The organism is Maricurvus nonylphenolicus (assembly GCF_042854845.1).
Classification (GTDB): domain Bacteria; phylum Pseudomonadota; class Gammaproteobacteria; order Pseudomonadales; family Cellvibrionaceae; genus Maricurvus; species Maricurvus nonylphenolicus.
In genome coordinates this window covers 2,084,468-2,098,972 of record NZ_AP031498.1, presented here as the reverse complement: position 1 = coordinate 2,098,972, position 14,505 = coordinate 2,084,468, and the positions used below count along the sequence as shown (strand labels likewise).

The window sequence follows — 14,505 nt, the reverse complement described above, 5'->3', positions numbered from 1 at the left end:
ACCTTGTTCCGGCCGCTTGGAACTGCCTAAATAATAGTTATGACAAACGTTCTATTTTAGATAGCCCGGCCCAGCGCGAACATAACCTCACAGGTAAAGGTGTTAACCCGTTACTGTTGACGGCCTACTCTCAAATGATAGAGTAAGACTCCACTACTCGCCTGGGAATATGGATGTTATGGCTATCGAAATCAGACAAGCTCGCCCCAACGATCGCGGCCCTATAGCCGAGCTCATGTACAGCTCCGGCATGGACGTGTATCGATACCTCTACGGCGACCAAGCAATTGATTACCTGGAATATGAATTTGCCTCGGGTGAGGGCTTTGCCGGTTACCGTAACGTCACCGTGGCAGTAAAGGATGGCACCGTTGTAGGCACAGGCTGCTTTTATGATGGCCAGCGTTATCCCGAACTGATCAAAGGCAGCCTCGACAATATGGTGGCCTTTTTTGACACCAAAACGATTGAAACGGTCATGACGAACGTCGGCCATACCGCCAGCGTGATGAAGCCACCGCGAGAGGGTGAGCTGTATTTATCCAATTTCGGTGTTGATCAGCACTACCGTAGCCAGGGCATTGGTTCACAAATGATCCAACAAATTCTGGAACAAGCCCGGCGAGATAATTATTCCGTGTTTGGCCTTGATGTGTCTGATGCTAATCCACGCGGGCAGGCACTCTATACCCGCTTAGGGCTTGAGGTTATTGAAAAGAAAACCTTCCCCATAGAAGATGCCGGGATTGCCCCTGCCTACAAAATGGAATTGGTTTTATAAGTATTCATCGCCAAGCTGTTATTACTGCTCTGGCCAAACGGATCCTGAAAGCCCTCAGCAGTTAGGGTAACCCCCTCACTGCTGCTTTTATTAACCGCCTGCTGCACTACGTTGATTAACCAGTTACCTGCCATCTCTTCAGACATACCGCTTTCTATTTTTTGCGCCCACTGCTGATGCAAGGCATACAACTCTTTAAACAGGTAATGCTGGGAAGTTTGTACCATGCCATTACGCAGTTCCATATCTTCCTTAAACACAGCCTCGATCGCTTCTTTATCGGGGTGGTCGTTTTTAACAACCACATTGCCCTGATAATCAAAACCAAACTGTATCGGTTGCGAGGTATCAATACCGCGCTGCGACAGCACCGACATCAAATTCTCTTCATAGGCTTTTACATCGGCCTCGTTAAAGAACTTAATGCCGGACACATCATCCAAGCTCACAGGTTGTGACTTGGCTTGCGCATCAGCAACGGCAGCTTCGTACTTCTCCACCATTTGCTCTTGGGTATGCTTGCTGACGGTCGCCGATTGGCTGAGTAATACCTGGGAGGAGGCTGGTGTGTTGGCGGCAGACTGTTCATCCTCTTTCGGGGACAGAGGATTATTAACGTTTACAGCCTGGGTTTGTGTGAATGCGATACCGAACTGGGTGTGGGTTTCCATTACCTGCTCCTCCAAAATATCTGGTGTTGGTTAGAGCAAGTTTTATGCCTGGGAAAAGGCGATAAAAGCGGCAATCCTTTGCCGCTTTGCCGTCAGATCAAGCGTTAATGCCAGTCTGGAAATGTGGGCGCTGTTCAACGCGTTTGATATAAGCGTGAATATGCTCCAGCTCTTCGGGTACACACTTAAGGTTACGGCTCATATAGCAGCAATGGCCCATCATAATATCGGCAGCGGAGAAGTCGCCAATAATATATTCACGACCTTCAAGCGCTTCGTTAACGGGGACCAAGGCTTTAGACAGTAAACGCTGCGCCTGCCCTAATACCACTTCATCGCGGCGATCGGGTGGTAACAGAATGGTTTGAACCACAATGGTGTTGATAGGCGGCATAATCATGCCTTCCACATAGTGGAACCATTGCAGGTATTCTGGAAACAGGGGGGAATCCACCTCGGGCTTTAAACGACCATCGCTGTGACGTGCCACCAGGTACTCGACGATAGCGCCGGATTCAAACAGGCTAATATCGCCATCATCCAGTACAGGTACGCGACCCAGCGGGTGACGGGCGCGGTGCTCATCGGACTTAAGGTCTTTAGGATGAAAATCCATACGGTTCAGTTGGTACTCTAAACCTAATTCTTCCAGCAACCAGACAATACGGCCGGCACGGGATTGGGGGGCGTGGTGCAGTGTTAACATTTTCTCTCTCCTACTGGTTATTACGCTGCGGACGGTTTGATGCCCAAACCAAGCAAGGTGGACTCGGCAATGGCCCACAGCTCTTTTTCTTTATGAACAACTTTTGAAATGGTGTTGATGCCAATCACCAGGGTTTCCAGCGCGAGCGCTGTGGTATCGACATTAAAATCCTGGTCTAAATCGCCATTTTCTACGGCGGTTTTTAATGCCTGCTTAAAAGCATCGATGGTGTCGTTAACGCGGTTGAGCACACTTAACTGCATGCCCTCTTCCAGACTATGTAATTCCGTCAGGCCGTTAACCACTATGCAGCCCTTGTGGGCCTTATCGCTTGCCCTGAATTTGCACAGCACTTTAAACATGGCATGAATACCATCCAAGGCCGAAATATCGGTTCGCTTCAGGCGTTTTGCAGGTGCATCTTGCAGATACAGATCCAGCGATTCCTCAAACAGGTTATCCAGTGAGCCAAAGGTATTGTAGAAACTGGAACGGGTAATCCCCACCTGGTCACAGAAGGCTTTTACCGACACATTAGACGCCCCCTGGCTCCAGAAGGTCATCATTGCCGTGGCAACAGCTTCCTCGCGGTCAAACTTCAATACTCCAGCCATAGGTTATCCCTTTCTTGCCTGGCCCATAGGGCATTTTTCGTACGCTTTTTAACATCATAACAATACTTGTACAGGCCTGTACAACATAATTTATCTCCTTTGGGCTACCTCCTATCGGCTCCACTCCGGCTGTTGACGACTCAAACCATAGTGCTAAAGTAGCTAGTACCTTTGTATGTGTATCGTTCATAAAACATTCATAAATGAACCATGCACGGACGCTTTCTTAGCCACGGATTGATGGATTATATGGCTCAGCATTCTCACCCTCTCTCCGTAATTCGTACTCATCTTTTTTGATATACCACCTTCCTGCAGGTGGTAGCTGCGACCCTGCCCGGTCGTACAACAAGGACAGTCACAAGGAGTAACACCGATGAAGCTAAAAAGTATTGGATACAGCCTGTTAATGGCCTGCGTGGCCCCGGTGTATGCCGGTGATATTGAGGTGTACTTTAATCACCCGGCCAATGCCCCCGCCACCACTGCCAGTTTGGAAACCGTCATTACCGATTTTATTGATGACGCCAACACCAGCGTGGATGTGGCTATTTATGATTTGGATAACGAAGCCATTGCCACCGCATTAAAGGAGGCCAAGGATCGTGGCGTAGCTGTGCGCCTGATTACCGACAATGAAAACACCGGCGCCGATAACCAGGCGGCGTTAAATATTCTCACCAACAATAATGTGCCCTGGCTGGATGATACCGCCGATGGCAGCGCCGGTAGTGGCTCGCAACATAACAAATTTATTATTGTTGATGGCACCCAGGTGCTGACCGGTTCCGCCAACTTTACTCACAGCGGCTTGCACGGTGATCCGGACGGCAACGGCGGTTACGACGGTGAAGGTAACGCCAATAATATTATCACCATCGACTCCACCGGTTTGGCCACCGCCTTTACCAGCCAGTTTAATATTATGTGGGGCGATGGCCCGGGGGGCTTAACCGATTCCCAGTTTGGTTTAAGCAAACCCGACCACGCGCTGCAAACCTTTTATACCGACAATGAAAATATTCGCATAGATATTCAGTTTGCCCCCCAGTCCCCTACTGTCTATGCAGGCTCTACTCTCGACTCACTGAACACGCACATTGCCTCGGCACAAACCCGCGTGCATTTAGCCCAGTTTGTCTTTAGCGCCCAAATTCTTGCCGACACCTTAAAAACGCGGTTTGATGCCGGTGTCAGTGTTGAAGGGGTTGGCGACAGCTCTTTCTTTAATCGCTACTACAGTGAATTCCTCGATATGTTGGGCACCCAGCAACCCAACACCAACGGCACCTATGAGGTAGATGCCTATACCAACAGCCCCAACAACCCCTGGAATAATCCTGCAGAAGCCTTTGTTGGATCGGTGAGTAGCCACGACAAAATGCACCATAAATACTGGGTGGTGGATAATACGGTAGTGACAGGCTCGCTGAATGCATCCGGCGCGGGTTCATTTGCCAACGATGAGAATATGCTGATTATTCACGATGCCAACGTGGCTGATCAGTTCGAGGGGGAATTCCAACGCCGTTTTTGTGAAGCCAAAGGCGCACTTAACTGTGACGGCAGCCTAACCCACGACAGTATTATTCTGGAAAACGTCGCCTTCACCGCCGTAGAAGCCACCGCCGTTATGGCCGTTGCCGCCAATGCCACCTTAACCGAATTGGATATTGATGCGGCGCTGGATTCCCGCGCAGCTAACGCGATTGTCAATGATCGCCCTACTACGATGGAAGCCCTGGGTGCTACTTATTACGTAGGCAAATCGGCACTGAAAAAACTGCGTAGCTACGCCATGTTGCCCGCCGCGCAAGCCTCCCACGAAGTGCGTTTTGATTTAGGCAACCTCACCAACCTGACGGATTTATACAGCTACCCCAATTCCAGCAACGGCATGACACTGGAGCAAACCATCGAGCACTATCTGACTCAACGCCTTGAGCGCGATGGTATTGCCAACGCCAGTGCGGTAGTGGATAAAGACGGCAGCACCTATGAAACTATTCTTCGCGGTGATTCTGCGGTGATTAATGACTACGCCACCACCGTGCCAGCGTTTTTAAGTGCAGGTATGTTGGCCGTCAATGCGGTTGATGACCTGCAAGACGACGGCATTTGGAACAGTGCGGAATGGCGCTTCTTCCTGCCGCTTGGCCTGGCCACCGAAAATCAGCGCTCGGTACAGCTGCTGCACTTCCCACCGGATTATTCGTTAACAGAGCAGGACTATTTAAATTCCAGCACCAGCCAACGCTGGGAAAGCCTGTTGGTACTCAACGGCGTCGCCCAACCCGAAGCCAGCCTGTTTGAAACCATTTTGGATATTGCCCCCATTGCCGCCCCGGCCAGTGAAGGCAGCAGCCTTGATGGCACCTACACCTACTTCGAACCCTATGTGCTGGATATGCTGAAGGTGCTGACCAAATCCGGTGAGCTGGGTAACGATGCCCTACCGATCGTGGCTTATGGCAGCCCGGTAAGAACCTGGCTATCCGATCACTACAACCTGACCAACTTTGGCGTTAACAGCGTGGCTGAAATCGAGCTGGAGCCCGGTGTATTTGCTCCAGTGGTTGGTGCCAACCACCCGAGTTATATCTGGTATTCCATTCAAACCAGCCGTGCACATGCCTTTGATGTGATGGAGCAAGATTTAATTTCTGCTTGTTGGCAGCATGCGATTGGGGATGATGTAACCATTGATCCGGTTGTACAGATGAGTAACTGTACGACGCAATGGCAATCGAACCCGCGGGATGTGTGTATTCAGATGGAGGTTCAGGCTTATTCGAAGAGTGAGGCTGAGGCGACAAGTATTTGTACGGCGGAGTATCCGTAACAGCAGATACACCTCACCCTCAGACGCCATTCCCGCGAAGGCGGGAATCCAGTGCTACGAAGTGGGTAGCTTTAAATCTTGCGCTATAGGTAATCACCTAGGTAATGATTTGAGCAGTATTACTCACCGACGAAAATGGATTCCCTCTTTCGAGGGAATGGCGTGCTAATTTTGCACTCACTCTATCTAACGTCACTCCTGTCTATCTAACGTCACTCCTGCGCAGGCAGGAGTCCAGTGACTTTTGGTTTTTAAACATTAAAGAGTAAGTGTCAGCGTCAAAGTAAGTCAAAGCCACTAGGCTCCTGCCTACGCAGGAGCGACATAAACTAAATTGCAGTGATAATAGACCTCAGCCTGCTCAATCGGAAATGACGTACTACCCCCTTTCAGATATACTCCCCGCCTACATTATTCAATAGAAACACCCTAATGAGTCGGACCAAAAGCAATACAAAATCCACCAGCTACCACCACGGAAACCTAAGGGAATCCTTAATCGAAGCTGCCCTGGTAATTCTTGAACGTGACGGTGCCGACTCTCTTTCCCTTCGCGCCATAGCCGCCGAAGTAGGCGTTTCACATACCGCCCCCTACTCGCATTTTAAAAATAAAAAGGAACTGATTGAGGGGGTATCCGAAGCCGGTTATGAATTACTCGCCGATTCGTTTGATGAGAGCGTCGCTGCGCAGGGTGATAACCTGGAAGACACTGTGCTGAACTACGGCGCATCCTATTTACAGTTTGCGTTGGATAACCCACAGCTTTACCGGTTAATGCTGGGGCAAGTGGAAACTCGCGGTTTAAAAGAGTCCCTAAGCTCCGCCACTCTGGACATGACCAAAGAGAGCATCACCCTAAAGCGCCCTTTTAAAATGCTGTTTAAAGCGTTTGAAGAAAAAATAAGCGACCCCGAACTGGCCAGCTACCAGGCACTGGGTGCCTGGGGCATGGTGCACGGTATTTCAGCGTTGTTGATTGAAGGCCATCTTAGCGTACCAAAAAACCTCGATTTAAAATCCTTTTTAGCCAAGATGACACTTCGTCGCTAACGCTAAAACCGCGTTAGAGCTGAATTTCAATATCTTCCAGCGGGAAGGCCACACAGGAATGGGTCCAACCGTATTGGGCATCGGTTTTACGCAGGTGAGCTTCCGGCGGATTTAATACCGAACCCTTCACCACTTTTACCCGACACAAACTGCACTCGCCCGAGCGACAGGCGTTCTCGGCGGTAAACCCGTTACGCTCCATACTGTTTAACAGCGGCTCATCAACGCGGGCTTTAAAACTGCCCTGCCCTTGAATGGTGACGGTTACTTCTTCCGCTGGTGCCAATTGCTCTGGCCACGCGTCCAGGGTTTCCGGATTTTTCGGTGGGCCATTGGCCTCAATACGAATATGACGCGGCTTCACGTTCATAGCCTGCAGGTGATCACGGCAGGATTCGTTAAACGGTGTGGGGCCACACAGGTAAAACATTTTGTCGTCTACCGAACCAATCAACTCACGCAAGCGCTCCTCTGATAAACGCCCACGCAACCCGGTGAAATCCTCGCCGGGGCGAGAAATCACTTTATGGTAAGTGAGAAAATCATACTCGGCATCCAGCTCTTTAAGCTCTTCATCAAAAATCACATCGTCTTCAAAGCTGGACAGATAAATCAGATGGAATGTGTAATCCAGATTACGATCGGCAATATCGAGAATCATACTGCGCGCCGGGGCAATGCCGGAGCCGCCCGCTAAAAACACCAGCTCTTTGGCCGGGAATAACGGGTTATGGTAGAAGGTACCCATAGGGCCGGTGCTGGTTAGCGCATCACCCACCTTCACCTGATCGAGCAAGTGATGGGTAATAAACCCTGGCGTGGCACGCTTGATGGTTAAATCATAATAGTGGCGTTGCTGCGATGAAGATGAAATCGCATAGGGGCGCGCACTGTCGGTCGCTTTACCTTCGGCATCAACCGTGACAAACAGATTAATATATTGCCCAGCCTGAAACGGTGGTAACAGCGAACCGTCGGCAGCCGCCACACGCAGGGTTTTGGTAGACGGCGTATCTTCAATAATGTCGATGACTTTCAGCTGTAAACGTTTGGGATGCAACTTGGCAATATTACCGGCCACCTTACCTTTTTGCTCGGCAAAGTTAGTGCCCTGCAAGGCCAACTGTTCCTGATGGCTTAAGGCTTCCTGATAACCGACAATTTGTTGAAACACAGATTGGGAGGATGATTTATATTCAGGCATTTTCAGCAACCTCTTGAGTTTCTTCAGCTGTGGCAATGTATTTCAAGGCAACATGGCCGGTTTTATGGCCGCTCATATAGGTAGGCTGGAATCCGCCCATACCGTACCAGGCACTGGACATATACAGCCCGTCAATGGCATCCATACGTTCACGGAATATATTGCTGTCTTGAGTATTTTGATCGAAGCCGTAGATGGCACCACCGGGGGTATTCAAGTAACGCATCATGGTTAACGGTGTCGCCACTTCAATTTGCTCCAGATGCTCCTGAATACCCGGGTACACTCTCTCGGCCTGCTTGATTAAGGTTTCGGCCAATTGGTATTTGGTTTCAGTGTACTTTTCTTCCGGTACCGATTCCCAAGGCTCACCGTATTGCAAACACAAAATCGACAGCGAACTTTTACCCGGTGGCGCAAAGTCGGGATCTTCAATGTTGTAGCAAGTCACCATAATGCTGGACGGAGCATCCAGCGTGCCCATCGCTTCAATGGCTTTTTCTTCATCGCGATTATCGACAATAAAGGTGGAGGCATTCTTAATGCCCAGCTCTTCAGGTGACTGATCAACACCTACATACAAGACAAAGGCAGAGGTACCAATGCGGCGGGATTTAAGATCTTGCGAGGCTTGCTGTGGCAGCTTGGGCATATCCAGCAGTTCATGGTAGGTATGAATCGGGCTGGCATTGGAGATCACGGTTTTACACTGATAGCGCTCACCGTTTTCAGCAATAACGCCGGTAACCACACCATTTTCGGTCAGAATTTTTTCGGCACCACAATTAAACTTCACCTGGCCACCGGCCTGCTGGAAGGATTCCAACAAGGCACTGGAAATCGCCTGGGAGCCACCTTTAATATGAGTAGGCTTGAACTTGCCGTAGACATAAATCATCACCGCCAAATCCACAAAGGGTAAATCCTTGGTGGCCACGCCCAGGTAACACCAGTAGGCGCCCAACACGGCAATCAGATCTTCATCGCTGAAGAACTCGCTGAACACTTCCTTGGCAGGACGCAGACCATAGCGCTTGTAATTAACGCACTGGTTATCCAAAAATTCCTGATCGTTATTGCGCTGCAGTTGCGGCACATTGATAAAGGATTCCAGGCTGATGGATTCCACCACCTGCATAAAGCGCGGAATGGCTTCTGCCTCGTGGGGGAAGCGTTCAATCAGCACCTGCTGCAGGCCGTCCCAATCGGCAGGCAAGGTAATATCGATTTCACCGGGCAGTACCATGCGATACAGATCGTGCTCTTCCACCACCTCGATCTTGTCCATAATGCCCAGCTGATCAAAGATCTGGCGCATCACAAACGGCTGCTCTTCCGTGCCCATACCACTGAGCTGGTGCAGGGCGACCTCAAATTCGAAATCACCACGGACGAAGGATGTGGCACAGCCTCCGGGAATATTGTGTCTCTCTAACAGCAGGGTGTTTGCCCCACCCCGCTGTAGCGCAGTAGCGGCGGTAAGCCCGGCATTACCTGCGCCGATGACGATGGCATCAAAAACGGTCATGTGTTTGTGCTCCTGATTATTATTGAGGCCAATCTTAACAGTGTTAAGTTTGACTTTCAGAAGCCTAGCACCACAATCTTAACAGTGTCAAGATGGCCTGGATGAGATAGACGCCTATATCAGCAAAACCGCCTTTTCATCCGCCTGCTCAAGCGTGCGAAACCCGCCTACCACGGGCACTGCCTCCAACAAGCTGATTTGATAGTCGCTGCCATAATGCGACTCTACCTCCGTATCAGTGATGGAAAACGGCGGCCCTTCCATTAAGGACTGGTCGTACTCAAAGCAGATCAGTAGCTGCCTGACCCGCCCGGTAATCGCCATAAGGTGCTGGGTATAACGGTGGCGAGTAGGCAACGGCAAGGCCACCAGCGCCGCGCGATCATAAACAGCACCCACCGGGCCGAGGGCCTGTTTATCCAACTCAAAGATATCCCCCACCCAAATATCAATCTGCGGGGCGCTATAACATTTAAGCGTGCCTTCATGCCTGACCGCAGCCTCAAGCCCCAACTCCTCAAACAACTGCTGCACCGCCATTTCACTTAACTCGGCCCCAGCCACCGCATAGCCCTGGGCCAGCAACCAGTGAATATCCAGGCTTTTACCGCACAGGGGTAAAAACACACGGCCCCCGACCGGCAATTCCAGTTGTGACATATATTTAGTCAAAAAGTGATTGGCCTCAGGTTGGTGAAAACCAATATCGTTGCTCGCCCAACGCTCGTACCAAAACTCTGCTTGCATGCTAGCTCCTGTTCTTCGCTGTAGTTGTTAGGGATAGTATGCAACTTCAAGTTAACTTGAGGTCAACACCCTCATGCGCCAAACAGACACCCAACCAGAAGCCAGCATCGATATCGGTGAAGTCACCAAACGCTCCGGCCTGCCCACCTCCACCCTGCGCTATTACGAAGAACAAGGCTTAATCCAACCCATCGGCCGCCACGGCTTACGCCGCCAATACAGTGAAGGCGTATTGCAACGCCTGGCCTTAATATCGCTCGGCCGCAATGCCGGATTTTCGTTGCAGGAAATTGGCGATATGTTTACCCCAAGGGGTGTAAATATTAATCGTGAGTTACTGCAGGAAAAATCGGAAGAGCTGGATGAACAAATAAAACGCCTAACGATAATGCGCGATGGCTTACGCCACGCAGCCAAGTGCCCGGCACCCAGTCATTTGGAGTGCCCGAAGTTTCAAAGGATATTGCGGATTGCAGGGAAAAAACCAAGAACTAACTAAACCAATAGCTCCTCGTCACTCCTTTCTCCTTTATGTCATTCCTGCGAAGGCAGGAATCCAGTGTCTTTAAGAGTCTTGCCTTCCCTCCAACCCCGCCATTCCCGTGAAAATGGGAATCCATTCTCCTTAAGAACCCCACACAACAACTTTCTACTATCCTTTAAAAGAAAACCCAACCCACCTTGTGAGACATATCCTACAAACGTAAGCCATATCCCACACCCCAACCAGCAAATTTCCTACACCCATTCTTTACCTAGTGAAATGACAAAACTCCAAATTTGTAACCACCTCCAAAAACGCCTGATTTACGTCAACAAAACTTTTACATTTTTCTATTTTTTCTTCAGGTGTCAGTTATTAATTGTTGACCACTCAGTCGAAGCTGATAGAGTAATGACCTTAATTAAAGCGTGGCTTAATGATGAGTAGCGTTTAGGAGATATTCACTTCTTCGCCAAGGATAGATGGATTGACAGGCATTCTGTTGTAAATCTTTTTCTTAAATATTTAAGAAGATTTTCTATTTCCGGACCAAATGATGAGATCAAAGGCTTGGGTATATGTAGATACCGTGTCTAGGTATAGACACATTTATCCAGATATGAATGGGTAGCTACATTTGATCAAGCCTGTTAATAAAGCTGTTAACAGTCCTAGGAGAGATCGTGCATATATTTTTAAGTCGCCCCACTTGGGTTTCTCCTGAATTTGAAGAGGGGCTCAAAATATTTCTAATGTCGTTGGCCAACTTAGGACTAAGTCCAAGAACTTTGGGTTCAACCGACTACCCAAGCAAGGCTCCTCTAGATGAAGTTTTAGAGATAATGGATCAGTGCCAAGGAGCTATTATCCTTGGATACCCTCAACTGATCATGGATTCGGGAAAAATCAAAGATTTCGACATTGCCTCTCCCCTATCATTGCCCACTGAGTGGAATCATATTGAGGCGGCTTTGGCATACTCCAAATCACTGCCAATAATGATCTTGCATCATAAAGGTGTATCACGAGGGGTTTTCGACCGAGGGGTAATGAATGCGTTTGTCCATGAGGTCGATTTTACACAAGCTAGTTGGTGCATGGATAAAGCATTAAATGGTGCAATTCAAAAGTGGAAAGAGAATTGTGAGTCCGGCAACCCTAATTTCTCGGCTGCTGTTAAAGCTGATCCAGATAAACCAGTGTGTCCAAACTGCACCTCTCCATCAAAGCCAGTGTATCTAAGTAAACTTCCGGCAGGTTTTAGCTTGGGAAAATGGCACTGTTCAGCATGTAGCTATCTAGAGCAGTAACTGTTAACAAGCAAAAGCAGCGGAAGCCCTAAAACGGCGCTCGCTGCTTTGGGCGTTAGCTTCTCATTCAGGGAACGAGTATGAAACTAGAATCCATAAGAATTCAGAATTTTCGAACATTCAAAGACGAAACTATTTATTTTGATGAATACAACTGTTTTGTCGGCCCGAATGGAGCTGGCAAATCAACAGTAATGAACGCGCTAAATGTTTTCTTTCGTCAACACAAAGATTCAAAAACTGACTTAAGTAAGCTATCCGCTGATGACTTTCATCACAAGGATACAGGAAACCCGATTTCTATCACGGTTACATTCTCAGATCTATCAAACGCAGCAAAAGAGAGTTTGTCTGATTACGTAAGGCAAGACAAGCTGGTCGTAACCGCTAAAGCTGAATATGACGAAGGCACCGAGAGAGCTGAAGTTAAGCAATTTGGTAATCGTCTTGGGATGACTGAATTCAAGGTATGGTTTGAAGCTGAAAAAACTAAAAAAACTGCTAAAGAATTAAAAGAAATATTTTCATCTTTAAGAGATAAATGGCCAGAGATACCAACAGCAAGTTCAAAGGCGGATATGGCATCAGCTCTGAATTATTTTGAAGCATCAAATCCCGAAAGCTGTAGCTTAATTCCTAGTGAGGATCAGTTTTATGGTGTCTCTAAAGGCACAAATAGGCTTGCCCCCCATCTGCAGTGGGTATTTGTGTCGGCTTCAAAAGATTTTTCAGAGGAAGCTGAAGAATCAAAGAACTCTGCGCTCGGTCAACTTCTAGCAAGGGCTATAAGAGCAAAGGTAAATTTCGCTGAAAAAGTTACTGGGTTAAGAGATGGATTGAGACTAAGTTATGAATCGATGCTCGAACAAGAACAAGGCGTTTTAACTAGTATATCTGACTCTCTTGAATCGAAGTTAAAGCTCTGGGCTAATCCGAATGCCACGGCAAAAGTCCTATGGAAAAGTGATGCTGAAAAATCAATCAAAATTGAGGAGCCATTTGCACATATTCAAATCGGAGAAAAAGGCTTTGAAAGCGAACTCGCTCGATTTGGGCACGGAATGCAAAGGTCTTACCTCTTAACACTATTACAAGAACTTGCAGAAATAGAAGATGAAAATGCGCCGACACTATTAATGGCTATCGAAGAACCCGAGTTATATCAGCACCCACCACAAGCACGCTATTTATCTGAAGTTCTGCAGGATTTAGCGAAAGATCAGTCGCAAATTATTGTGTGTTCACACAGTCCGTACTTTATACCAGGAGATGATTTTCATACGGTTAGATTAGTAAGAGAGAAAGGCACACCAAGTTGCTCGACGGTAACATCACTGAAGTATGAAGATTTAGCGCAAGAACTAAAAAATTCTGGTGAAAAGCCGGTTAAAGAAAGTGGAATGGTCGCAAAATTGTATCCAACACTACGCCCAGAAATTAGTGAAATGTTTTTTAGCAAAAAGCTAGTATTGGTTGAAGGTGTAGAAGACGTAGCTTACATCACCACGTACATTCAATTGATGGGTAGACTCTCAGATTTTAGGCGTTCTGGATATCATATAATACCAGTGGGCGGAAAGAACGAACTAATTAAGCCTTTAGCTATCGCAAAGCTACTTAATATTGAAACTTTTGTGGTATGTGATGCTGACACAGACAAAACCAGAGAGTCGGAACTTGGCAAGCATAAAAAGGATAATGCAGCGATATTGCATTTGTTAGGGCATGATAAAACTAAAAATTGGCCTGAAACTGATATAAAAGAACACAATCTCAGGATGTGGATGACTAACCTAACGGACGTAATATCATCAGAGTTAGGGGAAAATTGGAAAACGCACGAAGATAAAGCAGCCGCATATTATGGCAACGCAGGAGGACTGAAAAAAAACCCCTTAGCAATATCTCGCGCACTCGAAACTGCTTGGCAGGCGAAAATTATATCTCCGACACTAATGGAACTGGTTGGAGCTATACTCGGTAACTTAGAAGAAGATAACGCCGAATTTGTTGAGAACACTCCTGTTGTGGAAATATCTAAGGCTCCCGTAATCGAAGATGATATTGGAGGAAAAAGGTACTTTTTTTCTGCGAAGGGTTCATTTCCTCCATTTCAGGGGGTTGCTACGCATACTAAAAATAGTTCAAAAGCAACTATATACGGAGCTAGGGACGACGACAGAGATTCAGCGATCTCTAAAACCATTGAGATGATCAAGCGCATACATGCAAAAACCTGATAAGCCACTGCACTCGGAAATTTTACTCGCATCACTCCTAAATTTCCGGTGAGTGGGGTGTTAATTAAAAGGGACAGTGGGATTAAAGTTTGACCAGCGCCCTATCTATACAATAAATATACCCTCTGCCCCTTTTACGATGCTTGTGATTTATGGGTAGTTTTACCTGTTTCTACAGATTGGCTTTTAGTGAAATCCAAGGCTTGGCTTCATGTAGACATCAAGTGCAAGCAAAGACACTTATACCCTGATATAGATGAAGCGTTACACTTGATCAACCCAGTAAATAAAACTGCTATGTACTTACAACTATAAAAGGAATCAT

At 47.7% G+C, this 14,505-nt stretch carries 12 protein-coding genes; 6 read left to right on the top strand and 6 right to left on the bottom strand.

Annotated elements, in window-relative coordinates; all coding sequences use genetic code 11:
• Positions 1 to 178: 178 nt before the first annotated feature.
• The gene (locus tag ACGHZ6_RS09110; protein ID WP_390618526.1) at positions 179 to 781 is read left to right on the top strand and encodes a GNAT family N-acetyltransferase; all 603 of its coding nucleotides are present in this window, start codon (positions 179 to 181) and stop codon (positions 779 to 781) included.
• Here the strand turns inward: ACGHZ6_RS09110 and ACGHZ6_RS09105 are convergent.
• The 3 genes from ACGHZ6_RS09105 to ACGHZ6_RS09095 all read right to left on the bottom strand — a co-directional run bounded on the left by ACGHZ6_RS09105 (position 757) and on the right by ACGHZ6_RS09095 (position 2,772).
• Positions 757 to 1,452 (bottom strand): hypothetical protein, encoded by a 696-nt coding sequence (locus tag ACGHZ6_RS09105; RefSeq protein WP_390618525.1) that lies wholly within the window; start codon positions 1,450 to 1,452, stop codon positions 757 to 759. The two genes, ACGHZ6_RS09110 and ACGHZ6_RS09105, sit on opposite strands and share 25 nt — an antisense overlap.
• Before the next feature lie 97 nt (positions 1,453 to 1,549).
• Positions 1,550 to 2,158, bottom strand: coding sequence for a glutathione S-transferase family protein (locus ACGHZ6_RS09100; RefSeq protein ID WP_390618524.1), 609 nt, complete (start codon positions 2,156 to 2,158; stop codon positions 1,550 to 1,552).
• Between the two features lie 20 nt (positions 2,159 to 2,178).
• Positions 2,179 to 2,772 carry a TetR/AcrR family transcriptional regulator gene (locus ACGHZ6_RS09095; RefSeq protein WP_390618523.1) on the bottom strand — a complete coding sequence of 198 codons (594 nt, stop codon included), beginning with the start codon at positions 2,770 to 2,772 and terminating at the stop codon, positions 2,179 to 2,181.
• 376 nt (positions 2,773 to 3,148) lie between these two features.
• Here ACGHZ6_RS09095 and ACGHZ6_RS09090 point away from each other — a divergent pair, with 376 nt between their 5' ends.
• Both ACGHZ6_RS09090 and ACGHZ6_RS09085 read left to right on the top strand, forming a co-directional pair.
• Positions 3,149 to 5,614 carry a phosphatidylserine/phosphatidylglycerophosphate/cardiolipin synthase family protein gene (locus ACGHZ6_RS09090; RefSeq protein WP_390618522.1) on the top strand — a complete coding sequence of 822 codons (2,466 nt, stop codon included), beginning with the start codon at positions 3,149 to 3,151 and terminating at the stop codon, positions 5,612 to 5,614.
• Between the two features lie 432 nt (positions 5,615 to 6,046).
• Entirely contained in the window at positions 6,047 to 6,667 is a 621-nt protein-coding gene (locus tag ACGHZ6_RS09085; protein ID WP_390618521.1) for a TetR/AcrR family transcriptional regulator, read from the top strand.
• A gap of 13 nt (positions 6,668 to 6,680) precedes the next feature.
• Here the strand turns inward: ACGHZ6_RS09085 and ACGHZ6_RS09080 are convergent, their stop codons facing one another.
• From ACGHZ6_RS09080 to tmpT, 3 genes are all read right to left on the bottom strand, one after another.
• Complete coding sequence (locus ACGHZ6_RS09080; protein ID WP_390618520.1) at positions 6,681 to 7,871, bottom strand: FAD-binding oxidoreductase; 1,191 nt, start codon at positions 7,869 to 7,871, stop codon at positions 6,681 to 6,683.
• Positions 7,864 to 9,399 (bottom strand): phytoene desaturase family protein, encoded by a 1,536-nt coding sequence (locus ACGHZ6_RS09075; RefSeq protein WP_390618519.1) that lies wholly within the window; start codon positions 9,397 to 9,399, stop codon positions 7,864 to 7,866. Before ACGHZ6_RS09075 ends, ACGHZ6_RS09080 begins: the two co-directional genes overlap by 8 nt.
• A 114-nt stretch (positions 9,400 to 9,513) precedes the next feature.
• Positions 9,514 to 10,146 carry a thiopurine S-methyltransferase gene (gene tmpT, locus ACGHZ6_RS09070; RefSeq protein WP_390618518.1) on the bottom strand — a complete coding sequence of 211 codons (633 nt, stop codon included), beginning with the start codon at positions 10,144 to 10,146 and terminating at the stop codon, positions 9,514 to 9,516.
• A 73-nt stretch (positions 10,147 to 10,219) separates the two neighbouring features.
• Between tmpT and ACGHZ6_RS09065 the strand changes: the two genes are divergently transcribed.
• The 3 genes from ACGHZ6_RS09065 (at position 10,220) to ACGHZ6_RS09055 (ending at position 14,180) form a co-directional block, all read left to right on the top strand.
• Positions 10,220 to 10,645, top strand: coding sequence for a helix-turn-helix domain-containing protein (locus ACGHZ6_RS09065; RefSeq protein WP_390618517.1), 426 nt, complete (start codon positions 10,220 to 10,222; stop codon positions 10,643 to 10,645).
• Positions 10,646 to 11,313: 668 nt separating this feature from the next.
• The gene (locus tag ACGHZ6_RS09060; protein ID WP_390618516.1) at positions 11,314 to 11,940 is read left to right on the top strand and encodes a hypothetical protein; all 627 of its coding nucleotides are present in this window, start codon (positions 11,314 to 11,316) and stop codon (positions 11,938 to 11,940) included.
• Positions 11,941 to 12,020: 80 nt separating this feature from the next.
• Positions 12,021 to 14,180: an ATP-dependent endonuclease gene (locus ACGHZ6_RS09055; protein ID WP_390618515.1), complete on the top strand. Its 2,160-nt coding sequence runs from the start codon at positions 12,021 to 12,023 to the stop codon at positions 14,178 to 14,180.
• Positions 14,181 to 14,505 lie beyond the last annotated feature (325 nt).

Excerpts from the sequence above, each read along its gene's own strand:
- ACGHZ6_RS09110 (WP_390618526.1), top strand. The coding sequence starts at position 179 with ATGGCTATCGAAATCAGACAAGCTCGCCCCAACGATCGCGGCCCTATA.
- ACGHZ6_RS09105 (WP_390618525.1), bottom strand. The coding sequence starts at position 1,452 with ATGGAAACCCACACCCAGTTCGGTATCGCATTCACACAAACCCAGGCT.
- ACGHZ6_RS09100 (WP_390618524.1), bottom strand. The coding sequence starts at position 2,158 with ATGTTAACACTGCACCACGCCCCCCAATCCCGTGCCGGCCGTATTGTC.
- ACGHZ6_RS09095 (WP_390618523.1), bottom strand. The coding sequence starts at position 2,772 with ATGGCTGGAGTATTGAAGTTTGACCGCGAGGAAGCTGTTGCCACGGCA.
- ACGHZ6_RS09090 (WP_390618522.1), top strand. The coding sequence starts at position 3,149 with ATGAAGCTAAAAAGTATTGGATACAGCCTGTTAATGGCCTGCGTGGCC.
- ACGHZ6_RS09085 (WP_390618521.1), top strand. The coding sequence starts at position 6,047 with ATGAGTCGGACCAAAAGCAATACAAAATCCACCAGCTACCACCACGGA.
- ACGHZ6_RS09080 (WP_390618520.1), bottom strand. The coding sequence starts at position 7,871 with ATGCCTGAATATAAATCATCCTCCCAATCTGTGTTTCAACAAATTGTC.
- ACGHZ6_RS09075 (WP_390618519.1), bottom strand. The coding sequence starts at position 9,399 with ATGACCGTTTTTGATGCCATCGTCATCGGCGCAGGTAATGCCGGGCTT.
- tmpT (WP_390618518.1), bottom strand. The coding sequence starts at position 10,146 with ATGCAAGCAGAGTTTTGGTACGAGCGTTGGGCGAGCAACGATATTGGT.
- ACGHZ6_RS09065 (WP_390618517.1), top strand. The coding sequence starts at position 10,220 with ATGCGCCAAACAGACACCCAACCAGAAGCCAGCATCGATATCGGTGAA.
- ACGHZ6_RS09055 (WP_390618515.1), top strand. The coding sequence starts at position 12,021 with ATGAAACTAGAATCCATAAGAATTCAGAATTTTCGAACATTCAAAGAC.